This window comes from Nocardia sp. SSK8 (assembly GCF_037034205.1).
Taxonomy (GTDB): Bacteria; Actinomycetota; Actinomycetes; order Mycobacteriales; family Mycobacteriaceae; genus Nocardia.
In genome coordinates this window covers 43,776-58,774 of record NZ_JBAGKD010000007.1, presented here as the reverse complement: position 1 = coordinate 58,774, position 14,999 = coordinate 43,776, and the positions used below count along the sequence as shown (strand labels likewise).

The following is a 14,999-nucleotide window of genomic DNA, read 5'->3' as shown; positions in this document are numbered from 1 at the left end:
GGATCGCTCAGGCGTCCGCTTCGATCCGGGCCGGGTCCAGCTGACGCAGCAGCTCCTCGGTACCGGTCACCGCGCCACAGCGGCGCGCGACATAGTTCAGCGCCATCACATGCTCCTCGCGGCTGAAGTCCGCGGTCGCGTCGTGCACCAGGAACGGGCGCACATCGCCCATGAACGCCTCGGCGGCGCTGAGCATGCAGCCCATGTGCGTGTAGACGCCGGTGACCAGCAGCTGGTCCCGCTGGTAGTAGCCGAGCAGCTCGCGCAGGTCGGTGCGCTGGAAGGCCGAGTAGCGCCACTTGGTGACCTGGATGTCCTGCGGTTCGGGCGCGAGGGCGTTGATGACCTCGGTGTCGGCGCCCTCGGCCATGCCGCTGCCCCAGAAGTCGGCGAGAATGCCGCGCCGGGAGGGATGCTGGTTGCCCGGCTGCATCGTGTAGATCACCGGGATATCGAGCTCGTGGCAGCGATCGCGCAGGCGGGCGATATTGGCGATGAGCGTGCGCGCCGGGTCACGGTGCTGGTCGTAGGCGTCGAGGAAGTACTGCTGCATATCGTGGATCAGCAGCGCGGCGCGCCCGGGTTCGGCGGTCCAGTCGACCTGGTCGGCGGTGAACTCGTCGGCACCGGGCATCGGATAGGGCGCGATCGGGGGGATAGGCATGACGATCTCTCGTTCGGATGGAAAGCCGGCCTCAGCCGACGGTGACGGGCAGATCCGCGATACCGAGCGGACCGAGGACGCGCTGGAACTTGCCGGTGGTCTCGGCCAGTTCGGCGGCCGGATCGGAGGCGGCGACGATCCCGCCGCCCGCGTGCGCGAGCAGGGTGGTGCCGTCGGCGGACAGCTCGGCGCAGCGGATGCTCACCATCCACTCGCCGTTGCCGTCGGCGTCGCACCAGCCGACCGCGCCCGCGTAGAAACCGCGCTCGCCTTCCAGCTCGGCGATCAGGCGCGCGGCGGCGCCGGTGGGCGTGCCGCAGATGGCGGGGGTGGGGTGCAGGGCGACGGCGAGTTCCAGGGCCGAGGGCCCGGCCAGCGGGACGGTCGCCGAGATCGGCGTGCCGAGGTGCCACATGGCCGGTGTCTTGGTGAGTTCCGGTGCGGGCGTGACGACGTCGGCGCAGCGGTCGCTGAGCACGGCCGACACCTGGTCGACGACGTAGCGGTGCTCGGCCTGGTCCTTGGGCGAGGTCAGCAGCGTGTCGGCGGCCAGCCGGTCGGCCTCGGGGTCGTCGAGCAGGCGGCGGGTCGAACCGGCCAGCGGGTGGCTGAGTACCTCGTTGCGGGTGCGGCGCACCAGGATCTCCGGGCTCGAGCCGACCAGGTGGCGGCCGGGATATCGGCCACCGGCGGCGGACAGGTCGACCAGGAATCCGTTGGAGTGCGGGTCGGAGCCGACCATCAGGTCCAGGATGTCCATGGCGCGCACCGGCGTGGCCGAGACCGCGCGCAGGGCACGGGCCAGCACGACCTTGCGCAGCGGATGCGCGGGATTGCCGAGCAGTTCGACGGCCGCGGCGACCCGGCGCTGGTGCTCGGCCGGAGCCGGAATGGCCTCGTCGAGCTCGAAGCGCGGGGTGGCGACGTGCGCCCGGGGTAGGTGCGGTGAGTCGGTGACGGTGACCGAGTCCGGCGCCCACAGCGCCGTCGGGGCGCCGGGGGTGAAGGGCAGTGCGCCGACGATGTGGCTGATCCGCCCGCTGCGCAGCGCGGTCACCGCGTCGTGCGCGGAGCGGAAGATCGTCCCGCCCGCGGACGCGGAGACGGTCCGGTGCGGACGGGACAGGACGAAAGCGGGGTCTGAACTGTCGGTACTGATGGTGATCACCCTTTCGGTCACATATCTAGCGTTGCGCCACCATCGACCCGCAGGTCGTGCATGGTGATGTGGCGGGCGCCGTCGGACGCCAGGAAGTGGACGGCCGAGGCGATGTCGGCGGGAGCGGCGATGCGGCGCAACGGGATACCGAGCCGGAACGCGGCGGGATCGCCGTCGAGCAGCGCGGTGCGGGCGGCCTCGTCGAGGGGGTCGCCGCCGAACATGTCGCGCAGCATGGCGGTGTCGGTGGACCCGGGGGAGACCACATTGACCCGCACGCCCAGCGGGGCGACCTGCAGGGCCAGCGAGCGGGTGAAGGCGGTGGCGGCGGCCTTGGCGGCGCCGTAGGCGGGCATGCCAACGCGCGGCGCGGTGGCGGCATTGGAGGACACCACCACGATCGATCCGCCGCCCGCGGCGGCCATGTCGGCGGCGGCGCGCTGGGTGACCAGCATGGTGCCGGTGGCGTTCACGGTCAGGCTGCGGGTCCAGTCCGCGACATCGAGCTCGAGCGGGGTGCCGCCGACCATCACGCCCGCGGCGTGCACCAGCACCTCGACGGTGCCGTGCTCGGCGGTGAGCCGGTCGAAGGCCGCGCGCACCGAGTCGGCGTCGGTGATGTCGACGGTGACGCCGTGCACCGCCGCGGAAACCGTGGCCACCGCGGAATTCCCGTTGACATAGCGGGTGGTTTCGGTCGTCAGGGCGGCGGCGGTCTCGTGTACCGCCGGATCGCGGTCCCACAGCGAGACCACCCGGTCCTCGGCCGCGAAACGCGCGGCGATCGCGGCGCCGATGCCCCCGGCCGCGCCGGTGACGACGACGATCCGCCCACTGGAATCACCATTAGACATGAGGTTAGCCTAACCTGAATATACCGTCGGATGGTTAGCTTCCCTCATAACCTCCGGCCGCAACACCGGAATGCCCGCTGGAAAGAGGTGCTCGACTTGACCGAACCCGTACTCCCCGGCTTCACCCCGTGGCCCGCTGAGCTGGCGCACCGCTACCGAGACGAAAAACTCTGGAGCGGCGAGACTTTCGGCGACGTGCTGGCCGCCCGCGCCGCCGACATGCCCGACCGGATCGCGGTGCTCGACACGGCGAACAGCTGGACCTACGCCGAGCTGCGGCACCGGGCGCGCTCGCTCGCCACCGGTCTGGCCCGCCTGGGGATCGCGCGCGGTGACCGGGTGCTGGTGCAGCTGCCCAATCGCGCCGAGTTCGTCGAGGTGATCTTCGCGCTGTTCGAACTCGGTGCGCTGCCGGTGTTCTGCCTGCCCGCGCACCGCGCCGCCGAGCTGGTCCCGATCGCCGGGGCCGCCGGGGCGACCGCGATGATCACCAGCGGCGTGCACCAGCGCTTCGACTACGCCGCGCTGGCCGAATCGGTGCGCGCCGAGGTGCCCGCGCTGCGCCACCTGCTGCTGGTGCTCGACGAGGGCCAGACCGCGCCCGAGGGCGCCCACGACCTCGCCGGATTCCGGGACGAGCCCACAGATCTGCCGGGCGCGGCCGCCGGTGACGTGGCGTTCCTGCAGCTGTCCGGCGGCAGCACGGGCATCCCCAAGCTGATCGCCCGCACCCACGACGACTACCTCTACAGCGTGCGCCGCAGCGCCGAGATCTGCGAACTCGACGGCGACACGGTCTATCTCGCGACCCTGCCGGTCGCGCACAACTTCCCGATGAGCTCGCCGGGCATTCTCGGCGCGCTGTGGGCCGGTGGCGCGGTGGCGATGACGCCCGATCCCACACCCGCCACGGCCTTCCCGCTGATCGAGCGGTTCGGTGTCACCATCACCGGCCTGGTCCCGCCGCTGGCCCGGCTGTGGACCGAGCGCGCCGAGGCGGGCGACACCCCGGACCTGTCCAGCCTGCGGGTGATCCAGGTGGGCGGAGCCCGCTGCCAGGACGAACTCGCGCGCCGGATCGGTCCCGCGCTGGGGGTCACCCTGCAGCAGGTGTTCGGCATGGCCGAGGGCCTGGTCTGCTACACCCGGCTCGACGACCCGCTCGACGTGGTGGTGAGCACCCAGGGGCGGCCGATGTCGGACTTCGACCAGGTCGCGGTCGTCGACGACGACGGCGCCGAGGTCGCGCCCGGTGGCCAGGGCAATCTGATCACCCAGGGCCCATACACGATTCGCGGCTACTACGACAATCCCGAGGCCGACGCGCGCAGCTTCACCGCCGACGGCTGGTACCGCACCGGCGACATCGTCTCGATCCGGCCCGACGGCAACCTGGTGGTCGCGGGACGCGCGGGGGACTGGGTGAACCGGGGTGGCGAGAAGGTCTCCGCCGAGGAGCTCGAGGCGCATCTGCTCGAGCATCCCGACGTGCGCGACGCGGTCATCGTCGGCACGCCCGATCCCGTGCTGGGGCAGCGCATCTGCGCCTTCGTCCAGCCCGTCGACCCGGCGCGGCGGCCCACCCTCATGACGGTGCGCTCGTTCGTGCGCAAGCGCGGCGTCGCGGCCTGGAAGATGCCCGACACGGTGGTCGTGGTCGAGCAGTTCCCCGAGACCGGAGTGGGCAAGACCAGCCGCAAGGAGCTGCGGCAGCTGCTGGCCGAGGGCGCGCACGGGAACTGACCCCGCCGGGGGTGGCGTGCCGGGCACGCCACCCCGCGGTTCAGGCCAACAGCTCGATCCAGGATCCGAGCACGGGATCGCCTGCGAGCGTGGGGAAATCGATATCCTCATGACCAGCCGACCGCCATTTCTCCACCAGCGACATGATGCGCACCGAATCGAGCCCCGCGTCGAGCAGATCGGTATCGGTGGCCAGCTCGGCCGGGTCCACACCCAGCACGGCGGCCACGTCGCCGATCACCTGTTCGTCGGTCATCTGTCATTCCTCTCGATCGAAATCGGCGACGCCGCGCTTCCAGTAGCCGGCGATGAGCGAGTCCTTGGGCCCGATGCCCAGGTCGTCGCGGATGATCTTGCGCACCCCGCGCAGGCAGCCCGCCTCGCCCGCGACCCACGCGTAAACGCGGTGTCCGGCAGGCACTTCCACCGTGCGCACGGCCTGCTCGAGCACGTCGCTGGTGCCCGGCTCGAGCTCGCCGCGGTGCAGCCAGCGCACCCGCATGCCCGCGGGGGCGTCGAGCGGGATCTCCTCGGCGGGCCCGGCCACCTCGATGAACGCCCAGCCGGTGGTCGCGCGCGGCATCCGCTCTAGCCAGCGGGCGATGGCGGGCACGGCGGTGATGTCCCCGGCGAGCAGGTAGTCGTCGTAGGTCTCCGGGATGACCACGCCACCGGGCGGACCGGCGATGTGCACCTTGGTGCCCGGGGTGACCGCGGTGGCCCAGTCCGAGGCGAGGCCGCCGGGGTGGATGACGAAATCGATGTCGAGTTCGCCGTCCTCGGGACGGTGGTGGCGCACGGTGTACTCACGCGAGATCGGGCGCGGGTTACCCCATTCGAGCATGCTGCCGTCGAGCTTGGGCAGGCGCAGCACGCCGTCCTCGCCCGGGAAGATCAGGCGCACATGCTCATCGGGCACATAGCTGTGGAACTGCGCGATGTCCGGGCCGCCGAAGGTGATCCGCAGCAGCGCGGCGCCGACGGGGGCGACCCGCAGCACCTCCACTTCCCGCAGGCCGATCGGGTACGGCACCTTGGCGTAGTGCTCGCCGGCCAGCACCTCGGCGATATTGCCGGCGTAGGCGGTGCGATCTTTCACGCCTGTTCCTTTCTGTGCAGCGGCCCGGCGGCCAGCGCCATCAGACCGGTGAGAACCAGGACCGCGACGCCGTAGAGCACCAGCGCCTGTCCGGGAGCGAACATCTGGCCGACCACACCGGCCACCATCGAGCCGACCGCGGTACCCGCGACCGACTGCACCATCAGCAGACCCGACATGCGCCCGCGCATGTGGTCGGGCGTGGCCTGCTGCAACATGGCGTAGCGCAGCACCATGTTCACGGCCCTGGCCAGGCCGAACCCGGCCAGTCCGAGGAACACCAGCGCCCAGTGCGACCAGAGCCCGGCCGCGATCACGCCGATCGGCATGAGCGCCAGCGTGATCAGCAGCGCCCGGCCGGTATTGACCCGGCTCATCCAGCCACTGGTGAGCGTGCCGAGCACCGCGCCCGCGCCGGGCGCCGCGTAGAGCAGGCCCAAGGTGCCAGCGCCCGCGCCGAGTTCGACATCGGCGAAGGCGGGCAGCAGCACCAGCGGGCCGCTGACGAGCATGCCGATCAGGCCGGTCAGCAGGATGAGGCGGATGGATTCGTGGCGCACCGCGAAACCGATGCCCGCCGCCAGTTCCCGCAGCGGGTTCTGCAGTTCGCGCTCCGGCGGCGGCGACGGGCCGATCGCGGTGATCAGCCCGACGGTCGCGGTGGTGGCCAGCGCGCACAGGAAGTAGGCCGTGGCCACCCCGGTCTTCGCGACCAGCAGACCGGCCACGGCGGGGGTGAGCATGGTGCCCAGGTCGGTGGTCAGCGAGACCAGCGCGCCCGCGGCCGCGACCTTCTCCCGGCCGACCAGCACCGGAACCATGGCCATCAGCGCCGAACCGCTCACCCCGCCCGCGAGGCCGTCGATGACGGCGGCCAGATAGATGGCCGACAGGAACGGTTCGGGCAGCACGGCATTCACGCCCAGGATCAGGAAGCCCAGGCCCGCGGCGCTGCGCGACCACTGGATCACCGTGCGGCGGTCGTAGCGGTCGGCGACCACGCCACCGGCCAGGCTGCCGAAGAACAGCGCGGCGGCGGTCGTGGTGGCCACACCGGCGACCTGCACGCTCGAGCCGGTCAGCTGATAGACCTGCAGCGGCAGCGCCACCATGAGCAGGCCGATGCCCAGCACCGACACCAGCCGCGCCGCGAACGCGCACCGGAACGGGCGCGAGGCCCGCAGCGGGCTCAGGTCGAGGAGCAGTCCCCCGGGAGCGGTCATCGGAAGCGCTCCACGAGCAGGTCGAGGGTGGTCATGACGGTGCGGTAGTCGGGCCGCGAGCTGGTGGCGGGCAGTTCGAAGACCTTGTCCGCCTTGAACGCGGGCAGCGTGGCGTACATCGGGTCGGCGCGCAGTTCGTCGAGCGAGCGGCCACCGGCCAGCGGGATGGTGAACAGCACGGGCGCGTCGACCACGGTGTTGAGCAGTTCGGGGCTGAAGCTGATGAAGTCGGCGCTCTGCTCCTTGGCGGGGTTGCCCGCCTTGGCCTCGATCTGGGTGTCGAGGGTGAAGCCGACCTCGGCGAGCAGCGCGGGCAGCGCGGCGGTGGGCACGAACAGGGTCGGCTTCTGGCTCTTGATCGACTGCATCACCACGGTCGCCCCGGCGGGCGCGTTGATCTTGTTCTTGGCCTCGGTGAGCTTGGCCTGGTAGTTCGCGATCAGGGTGTCGACATTGGCGGGCTTGTTCACCGTGTCGGCGACGAAGCGCAGCTGGTCCTGCCAGTTGGTGGTCTCGGTCGGCATCAACACGGTCGGCGCGATCGCGCTGAGCTGGTCGTAGGCATTGACCGACTGCTGACCCGGGTAACCCTGGCCCCCACCGATGATCAGGTCCGGGCGCTGGGCGGCGATGAACTCCAGATTGATGTTCTCGCCGGACGGCACGGCCTGGGTGCCCTGCGCCTTCGCGTCCTCGGCCCAGCCGGTGGGGAACTCGCCCGGCTTGTTCGGCACGCCGAGCAGGCGCGGGTCCGCCGCGACGACGGTGGCCTCGAGGTCGTAGAGATACCCGGCCAGATTGCCGTTGAGCACGACGATGCGCCGCGGGTCGGCGGGCACCTGGATCGGGCCCTTGGCCGAGGAGACCTCGCGGGTGCCGGACGCGGCGGTGCCGGAATCGGCGGTGCCGCAGGCGGTGAGCGCCGCGACCAGCGCGAGGATCAGCAGGGCTAGGGCGGCGCGCACGCGGCCCGACGAACGGGTGGTGATCATGGGTGGGAATTCCTCTCTCAATGCACCTGGGCGGCGTTCTCCGCCAGTGGGATCACCAGGGGTGTCCCGGTTTCCGGGTCGTCGACGATGCGGCAGCGCAGCGAGAACACCTCGTGGACCAGCTCCGCGGTGACGATCGCACCGGGCTCACCCGCCGCGACCACGCGTCCGTCGCGCATGGCGATCAGGTGGTCGGCGTAGCGGAAGGCGTGGTTGAGGTCGTGCAGCACCGCGACGACCGTGCGGCCCGCATCGCGTTGGAGCGAGCGGCACAGATCGAGCAGCTGGATCTGGTAGGCGATATCGAGGTAGGTCGTCGGCTCGTCGAGCAGGATGATCGGCGTCTGCTGGGCCAGCACCATCGAGATCCACACCCGCTGGCGCTGACCACCGGAGAGCTCCTCCACCGGGCGGGCCGACAGCTCGGCGACGCCGGTGGCCGCCATCGCCTCGGCGACTGCCTCCTCGTCGGTGCGCGACCACTGCCGCAGCAGTGTCTGGTGCGGATAGCGCCCGCGCGCGACGAGATCGGCCACCCGGATGCCGTCGGGGGCGGTCGAGGTCTGCGGCAGCAGGCCGACCTGGCGGGCCAGTTCCTTGGCCGGATAGTCGGCCACCGGCTTGCCGTCGAGCAGCACCCGGCCGGACTCGGGGGTGAGCAGCCGGGCCAGCGCGCGCAACAGGGTGGACTTGCCGCAGGCGTTCGGGCCGATGATCACGGTGAACTTGCCGTCCGGGATGTCCACGGAGAGCTGGTCGCTGATCGTGCGGCCCTTGTAGCCCAGGCGTACCTTTTCGGCGCGCAGGCGCGCGGCGTGAGACTCGTTCATCATCGCTTTCCCTATTTCCGTCGCGCTTCGGCGACGAGCAGATACGCCAGGTACAGACCGCCGATCGAGCCGGTGACCACGCCGACCGGGATGGTGGTCGGGGCGAAGGCGTGCTGGGCGATCCAGTCACAGGTGATCAGCAGGGTCGCGCCCATCGCCGCCGCCGGGACGAGCGCGATCGAGGGCGTGCGGGTGAGTTTGCGGGCCAGATGCGGGGCGGCCAGGGCGACGAAGGCGATCGGCCCGGCCACCGCGGTGGCCAGCGAGGTGAAGCCGACGCTGAGCGCGATCAGCCAGCCGGTGGCCTTGCTCGCGTCGAGCCCGAGCGCGCGGGCGGTGTCGTCGCCGAGTTCGAGGATCTGCAGGCGCGGCGCGGCCGGGATCAGCGCCAGCGTCAGCACGGCCAGCACGATCATGGTCGGGGCGACCTGCGCCCAGGACAGCCCGTTGAGCGAGCCCGCGCCCCAGGCCGCCGCCGACATGGCCGCGTCCAGGTCGGCCCGCATGATCAGCCAGGTATTGACCGAGGCGAGCATGGCGCTCACGCCGATACCGACGATGATCAGGCGGAACCCGGTCACGTTGTGCCGGAAGGCGAGCAGGTGGATCACCAGGGCGGCGCCGAGCCCACCGGCCATCGCGCCCGCGGCGGTCTGGAAGTTGCCACCGCCGAAGATCAGGATCACCAGCAGCGCGCCGGTGTAGGCGCCGGTGCTGAAGCCGATGATGTCGGGGCTGCCCAGCGGATTGCGGGTGACCGACTGCAGGATCGCCCCGCTCACGCCCAGCGCCGCGCCCAGGGCCAGCGCCATCAGGATGCGCGGCAGCCGCCAGTCCCACACCACCAGCCGGTCGAAGCGTTCGTCACCGAGGAACAGCGCGCGCAGCACCCGCGGCGCCGGAATCGGGAATTCGCCACTGCCCAGCGCGATGACGGCGGTCGCGACGGCGATGACGAGCAGGATCGCGCACACCACCACGGTGCGCACCCCGATCCTGGTGGTCAGGCGCAGCCGCGGCGGCCGCACGACCAGCATGGTCCGCCCGAAATCGATCTTGGAAGGGCTCATGTGGTGGCTCCCACTCGCGACCGGCGCGCCAGCCAGATCAGCATCGGCGCGCCGAGGAACGCCGTGACCAGGCCCGCGGGCACCTCGTCCGGACGGATGATGATGCGGCCCAGCACATCCGCGGTGAGCACCAGCAGCGGCGCGAGCACCAGCGAGTACGCGAAGATCCAGCGCTGATCCGGGCCGACCAGCCAGCGCGCGATGTGCGGCACCGCCAGGCCGACGAAGGCGATCGGGCCGACGGCCGCGGTCGCGGTGCCGCACAGCAGCACCAGCGCCAGCGCGGTGAGCAGCCGGGTGCGGGTCACGTGCACGCCCAGCGACTTGGCCAGATCATCGCCGAGGGCAACGGCGTTGAGCGAGCGCGCGCACACGGCGGCGATGAGCAGGCCGGTCAGGATGAACGGCGCGGCGCCCGCGATGATCTCGAAGCCACGGCCGGTCAGCGAACCCGCGTCCCAGCGGCGCATCTCGTCGAAGGCCTTGGGGTCCAGCAGCATCAGGCCGCGGGTGAGTCCGCCGAGCACGGCGGTGGCGGCGACCCCGGCCAGCGTCAGCCGGATCGGGTCGGTGCCGGAGTGGCCCGCGGTGCCGAGCCGGTAGACGACCACCGACACCAGCGCCGCGCCGAGGAATCCGAACCAGACGTAGGACGTGATCTCACTCACGCCGAGAATTCCCACCGCGACGGTGATCGCGAAGGCCGCACCGGCGTTCACTCCCAGCAATCCCGGGTCGGCGAGCGGGTTGCGGGTCAGGCCCTGCATGAGGCAGCCCGCCACGCCCAGCGCCAGCCCGCACAGCAGTCCCAGCACCGTGCGCGGCAGCCGGTATTCGGTGACGGTGACGTGGTCAGGCGTGGTCACGGGCCCGGTCAGCGCCTGCCAGACCTCGCCCACCGGAATGGATTTCGTGCCCACCAGCAGGCTCAGCGAACAGGCCGCGATCAGCAACGCGACCGTCAGCGACCAGCCGAACCAGCGCGGACTTCTCATCAGGAATTCTCTTTCACATCGAACTACTCCGTTGGGAGGTTAGCCTAAGAAAGGGTTAGCTAGGTGAGCCTTGCCTGACTACTGAAGAGTTTAGCGAGGGCAACGTCTTGATAGGTGAGGCTTACCTGTTTAGAGTGCCAGCTGTTCAAGATCGGTGCGAATCGGTCACAACAGTTGATGAGGACATCCACGATGCGAAAAATGCTTGCGGCCACCGCAATGGCCACGGCCGCGGCCGCTTTGGCCGTCGCCGGCGGAACGGCGAACGCGGACACCTTCGTTCCGCTCCCCGACGGTGAGAAGGCCGGTCCCGGAGTGGTGATCAAGCGCGTGGCGGAGAGCGCCCTGATCTCGCCGTCGATGGCGGCCAACGGCGCCGGTCGCGTCGCGTGGGTGAGCGGTACCGTGCTGGCCGAGGTCGCCGAGACCCCGAAGGGCGACCCGCGCCCGTGGGTCGGCGGCGCCGGTAACCCGGGCACCAACAACTCCTCGACGCACGGCTCCTCGCGGATCAACACCGGCTACATCGTCGGCTGCCAGGTGAGCATCGCCGACAACGCCATCTCGGCGGGTCTGTCCGGCGGCATCTCCACCACCGGTGCCAACGCCAGCGGTTCCATCGGCGTGAAGATCGGCCCCGGCGAGGTGAAGTTCGTCGGCATCGAGGGCTTCGACATCATCGAAAAGGGCAATTACCACGTCAGCTACAAGGACGTCGAGCTGCAGATCCAGGGTTGCGCCGGCTACGCGCAGGCCCGGGCCTACACCGTGGTGGAGATCATCGGCGACAACTACTCCAAGACCACTCTCTACGGTGCTCCGTTCAGCATCGGCTGAGCTGTCGCCCCTTTCGAACGAATAGGAATCACTCGATGACCACCTTCAAGAAGGCGACTGCCCGCCTGGCCGCCGTGGCCGGTGCCGCGGCCGTCGCGCTCGGTCTGTTCTCCACCGGCGCCGCGAACGCCGACACCTTCATCCCGCTGCCCGGCGGCGAGATCACCCAGACGCTGCCCGACGGCACCGCGGTGACCATCCGCCTGGTGAACGAATCGGTCAACATCAGCCCCTCGATGGGCGCGACCCCGCTGCACCGCAACGTCTGGGCCTCCGGCCGGGCCGAGGTGCAGGTGCACAGCGCGCACAAGGGCGTCAAGCTCTACCCGGGCTACGTCGTGGGTTGCCAGGTCGACATCTCCGGCGGCAACGCCACCGGTGGCGTCAACGGCGCGGTCAACTCCGGCGGCAACGGCAGCGGTGGTGTCACCACCGGTGGCCAGCTGACCCTCGGCCCCGGCCAGGCGTCGACCTTCTGGCTGCTCGATGTCGAGGGCCCGGACGCCTACGGCGCCCAGAGCAGCGTCCCCGCCATCAAGTTCTTCGGCCAGGAAGGCTCGGTCACCTGGGCCGACTCCACCCTCGGCCTGTCGGGCTGCGCGGGCTACGCCCAGGCGCGCGCCTTCGTCGCCGTCGAGGTGACCACCGAGTTCGGCCGCTCCGAACTCCGCCTCTGGGGCCAGCCCTTCAGCCTCGGCTGATCCTGCCCACCACAACGGACCCCGTCGGGAATGTGCTCCCGACGGGGTCCGTCGTCGTTGTGGTAGGCGATCCGCACCGCGCCGTCAGGCGATACCGAGATCGTCGAGGGTGCGGGCAGACAGCAGACGGCCGGTCCAGGTGTCGAGCTGTTCCTGACTGGCGGTGCGCATGGCGTCCACGATCCGGGCGGGGATCGGCCCGAACTTCTCGGCCATCAATTGCATGAGCACCTCGACGCGGCCCTCGACACGGCCTTCGGCTCGGCCTTCAGCACGGAGCCGACTCGCGGTTGTCATGTAGGTCTCCTTCGCTTCGGGGCCGATGTCATCGACCAGGGTCTGCACATCATGGTCGGCGGTGTCGCCTTCACTAAGAATGTACGTCAGAACCGCGGCGAGTTCATCCTGGTCGATCAGCCTCAGGTCGGGTTCGAGTACGCGTAGTTCCAGGTGCAAGTGGGTGTTGCCAGGCACGAGTTTGAGCACGACCTGCAGGACGCGGGTCGCGGGAGTGCCGGGTCGGGCGAGTAGCTCTTCGAGGGGCGTAGTGGTGAGGTCGTTGAGCAGGTAGCTCAGGCGGGGCAGGTAGGGGTCGAGCTCGGTGCGGGTGTCGTCGTCGATGGCGATGAGATCGGCGAGCTGGAGACTGGCCGACCAGGGTTTGCCCTTGGGGCTGGCGTAGGTCACGATCGGCAGGACGAACGGGAGGGTGTCGGTGTCGTCGGGGTGGGCTTTGCGGTGGTGTTTCCAGATCGAGAGAACGTATTCGAGCAGGCGCATCGGCATGAGTTTGTCGGTGCTGGATTGGTGTTCGTGCAGGATGTACAGATAGGCGCGGCGGCCGCCCATGGTGGTGCTGTAGAGGACGTCGCTTTCGGTATGGGCGAGATGCTTGGACACGAACGTGACCGATTCGCGGGTCAGGTTGTTCCAATCGATTCGGGCCGCGAGACAGGGCGCGGCGGCTTCGACGAGGGGGCGGGCGAGGGCGGCGGCGTTGGCCGGCTTGCCGAGGGTGTGCTTGACCAAGCCGTCGTGGGCGTGGTGTCGCGAATTCGCCATAGCGACAAGCTATCTCACGAGATCGGGGACGTGCAATCTGGCGGAGTGGCTGTGGTGCTGGTCAGTTGCCGTTGTAGGGGGCGTGTCGGCGGCGGCGCTGCCGGTCACCAGGACCCAGGTACGCGGGGACTGCGCAACCACGCACGCCCGCCCGGCGCGCTCAGCTCGTGGTTTCGGGGGTGGTCTCGTTGGGGGCCGGGATGCGCCGCAGCAAGGTCATGACCAGGGCGGCGGCCACGGCGGTGAGGCCGATGGCGACCACCGAATTCACGTGCAGCGCATGGGTATACGCCTGGCGGGCGACCGTGCTGAGTTCGGCGCCGAGCGCTTCGGGCAGCATCGCGGCGACGTGCAGGGCACCGGCGAGGGTGTCCTCGGCGGCGTGCGCGACCTCGGCCGGGAGCCCGTCGGGCAGTTCCTCGGCCATCCGGCCGCGATACACCGCGGTGCCGATGCTGCCGATCACCGCCACACCGAGCGCGGCCGAGAGTTCCTGGCCGGTCTCCGAGATCGCCGAGGCCGCACCGGCGCGGGCGGGGTCGACCGCGCCGACGATGAGATCGAGCCCGAGCACGAACATCGGGCTGAGCCCGAGCGAGAACACCACCATGCCGGTGACGATGAGGGCGAGGTCGTCGGCGCCGGAGAGCTGGGTGAAGATCACGTAACCGGCCATCGCGATCAGCAGCCCACCGGTCATCAGATAGGCCGGGCGCACCCGGGGCGCGAGCGCGCTCACCACCCCGGCGGCCACCACCATGGCCAGCGCCTGCGGCACCGTCCACAGCCCGGCCTCGAAGGCCGACAGGCCCAGCACCAGTTGCAGATACTGCGACAGCAGCAGGAACAGCCCGCCCATCGCGAGCATGGCCACCATCAACGCCACCAGTGAACCACTGAACCGCACATTGCCGAACAGCCCGAGGTCGATGAGCGGATCGGTGAGCGTGCGCTGGCGCAGGACGAACACGGTGCCGAGAATCAGCCCGCCCACCAGCACCGCGACCGCGTCGAAGGCCCAGCCGTCCTTGGCCAGTTCCTTGATGCCGTAGATCACGGCCATCACCGACAGCAACGAGAGCAGCGCGCTGAGCAGATCGAGCTTGCCCGGCTTCGGGTCCTTGTACTCCGGCAGCAGCAGCGGGCCCGCCACCAGCAGCAGCACCATGGCGGGCACCGCGACCAGGAACACCGAGCCCCACCAGAAGTTCTCCAGCATCGCGCCGCCGACCAGCGGGCCGATCACCATGCCGATCATGAAGCTGGTCATCCACACGCTGATCGCGGTGGTGCGCTGGCGGTCGTCGTGGAACATATTGCGGATCAGCGCCAGCGTGGACGGCATCAGGGTGGCGCCCGCGATGCCGAGCAGCGCGCGGGTGCCGATCAGCATGCTCGCGCTGGTGGAATAGGCCGCGACCACCGAGGCGACACCGAAGGCGAGCGCGCCGATCATCAGCAGTTTGCGCCTGCCGATCCGGTCACCGACGGTGCCCATGGTGATGAGGAAACCCGCCACCAGGAACCCGTAGATGTCGAGAATCCACAGCAGCTGCGAACTGCTCGGTCGCAGGGCCTCGCTGATGTGCGGAATGGCCAGGTAGAGCACGCTCAGATCCATCGAGATCAGCAGCGTCGGCAGGGCCAGCACGGCCAATCCGATCCACTCCTTGAGCCCGGCCCGCGGGGCTGACGTCGCTTCGTCCGGCGTGCTCTGGGTGGAAGTCACGCCCTCGACGTTACCGATGATTCGAGTGCACGTGCCAGCGG

The 14,999-nt window shown here is 70.1% G+C and carries 15 protein-coding genes; 3 read left to right on the top strand and 12 right to left on the bottom strand.

The window, feature by feature from the left end; all coding sequences use genetic code 11:
- Nucleotides 1-7: 7 nt before the first annotated feature.
- From WA675_RS15245 to WA675_RS15235, 3 genes are read right to left on the bottom strand one after another with little or no spacing between them, the layout of a single operon-like run.
- Nucleotides 8-664 carry an isochorismatase family protein gene (locus WA675_RS15245; RefSeq protein WP_336085077.1) on the bottom strand — a complete coding sequence of 219 codons (657 nt, stop codon included), beginning with the start codon at nt 662-664 and terminating at the stop codon, nt 8-10.
- Between the two features lie 31 nt (nt 665-695).
- Complete coding sequence (locus tag WA675_RS15240) at nt 696-1,844, bottom strand: isochorismate synthase (RefSeq protein WP_336085076.1); 1,149 nt, start codon at nt 1,842-1,844, stop codon at nt 696-698.
- The gene (locus tag WA675_RS15235) at nt 1,841-2,677 is read right to left on the bottom strand and encodes an SDR family oxidoreductase (protein ID WP_336085075.1); all 837 of its coding nucleotides are present in this window, start codon (nt 2,675-2,677) and stop codon (nt 1,841-1,843) included. The genes WA675_RS15240 and WA675_RS15235 overlap by 4 nt, the downstream gene beginning before the upstream one ends.
- 87 nt (nt 2,678-2,764) lie before the next feature.
- Here WA675_RS15235 and WA675_RS15230 point away from each other — a divergent pair, with 87 nt between their 5' ends.
- On the top strand, nt 2,765-4,420 hold the full coding sequence (locus WA675_RS15230; RefSeq protein WP_336085074.1) for a (2,3-dihydroxybenzoyl)adenylate synthase: 1,656 nt from the start codon (nt 2,765-2,767) through the stop codon (nt 4,418-4,420).
- Between the two features lie 40 nt (nt 4,421-4,460).
- Here WA675_RS15230 and WA675_RS15225 read toward each other — a convergent pair whose 3' ends face one another.
- The 7 genes from WA675_RS15225 to WA675_RS15195 are packed head-to-tail and all read right to left on the bottom strand — an operon-like array spanning nt 4,461 to nt 10,629.
- Nucleotides 4,461-4,676, bottom strand: a complete 216-nt coding sequence (locus tag WA675_RS15225; protein WP_336085073.1) for a phosphopantetheine-binding protein — start codon at nt 4,674-4,676, stop codon at nt 4,461-4,463.
- Nucleotides 4,677-4,679: 3 nt separating this feature from the next.
- Nucleotides 4,680-5,519 (bottom strand): siderophore-interacting protein, encoded by an 840-nt coding sequence (locus WA675_RS15220; RefSeq protein WP_336085071.1) that lies wholly within the window; start codon nt 5,517-5,519, stop codon nt 4,680-4,682.
- Entirely contained in the window at nt 5,516-6,742 is a 1,227-nt protein-coding gene (gene entS / locus WA675_RS15215) for an enterobactin transporter EntS (protein ID WP_336085070.1), read from the bottom strand. The genes WA675_RS15220 and entS overlap by 4 nt, the downstream gene beginning before the upstream one ends.
- Nucleotides 6,739-7,734: an ABC transporter substrate-binding protein gene (locus WA675_RS15210; protein ID WP_336085069.1), complete on the bottom strand. Its 996-nt coding sequence runs from the start codon at nt 7,732-7,734 to the stop codon at nt 6,739-6,741. Before WA675_RS15210 ends, entS begins: the two co-directional genes overlap by 4 nt.
- 17 nt (nt 7,735-7,751) lie before the next feature.
- The gene (locus tag WA675_RS15205) at nt 7,752-8,564 is read right to left on the bottom strand and encodes an ABC transporter ATP-binding protein (protein ID WP_336085068.1); all 813 of its coding nucleotides are present in this window, start codon (nt 8,562-8,564) and stop codon (nt 7,752-7,754) included.
- Between the two features lie 11 nt (nt 8,565-8,575).
- Nucleotides 8,576-9,634 (bottom strand): FecCD family ABC transporter permease, encoded by a 1,059-nt coding sequence (locus WA675_RS15200; protein ID WP_336085067.1) that lies wholly within the window; start codon nt 9,632-9,634, stop codon nt 8,576-8,578.
- Complete coding sequence (locus WA675_RS15195) at nt 9,631-10,629, bottom strand: FecCD family ABC transporter permease (protein WP_336085066.1); 999 nt, start codon at nt 10,627-10,629, stop codon at nt 9,631-9,633. The genes WA675_RS15200 and WA675_RS15195 overlap by 4 nt, the downstream gene beginning before the upstream one ends.
- 192 nt (nt 10,630-10,821) lie before the next feature.
- Between WA675_RS15195 and WA675_RS15190 the strand changes: the two genes are divergently transcribed.
- Nucleotides 10,822-11,466: an MspA family porin gene (locus WA675_RS15190; protein ID WP_336085065.1), complete on the top strand. Its 645-nt coding sequence runs from the start codon at nt 10,822-10,824 to the stop codon at nt 11,464-11,466.
- 35 nt (nt 11,467-11,501) lie between these two features.
- Nucleotides 11,502-12,167 carry an MspA family porin gene (locus WA675_RS15185; RefSeq protein ID WP_336085064.1) on the top strand — a complete coding sequence of 222 codons (666 nt, stop codon included), beginning with the start codon at nt 11,502-11,504 and terminating at the stop codon, nt 12,165-12,167.
- Nucleotides 12,168-12,251: 84 nt separating this feature from the next.
- On the opposite strand, the gene WA675_RS15180 is transcribed toward WA675_RS15185, so the two are convergent.
- Nucleotides 12,252-13,196, bottom strand: coding sequence for an Rpn family recombination-promoting nuclease/putative transposase (locus WA675_RS15180; RefSeq protein ID WP_336085062.1), 945 nt, complete (start codon nt 13,194-13,196; stop codon nt 12,252-12,254).
- 193 nt (nt 13,197-13,389) lie between these two features.
- On the bottom strand, nt 13,390-14,958 hold the full coding sequence (locus tag WA675_RS15175; RefSeq protein ID WP_336085060.1) for an MFS transporter: 1,569 nt from the start codon (nt 14,956-14,958) through the stop codon (nt 13,390-13,392).
- Nucleotides 14,959-14,999 lie beyond the last annotated feature (41 nt).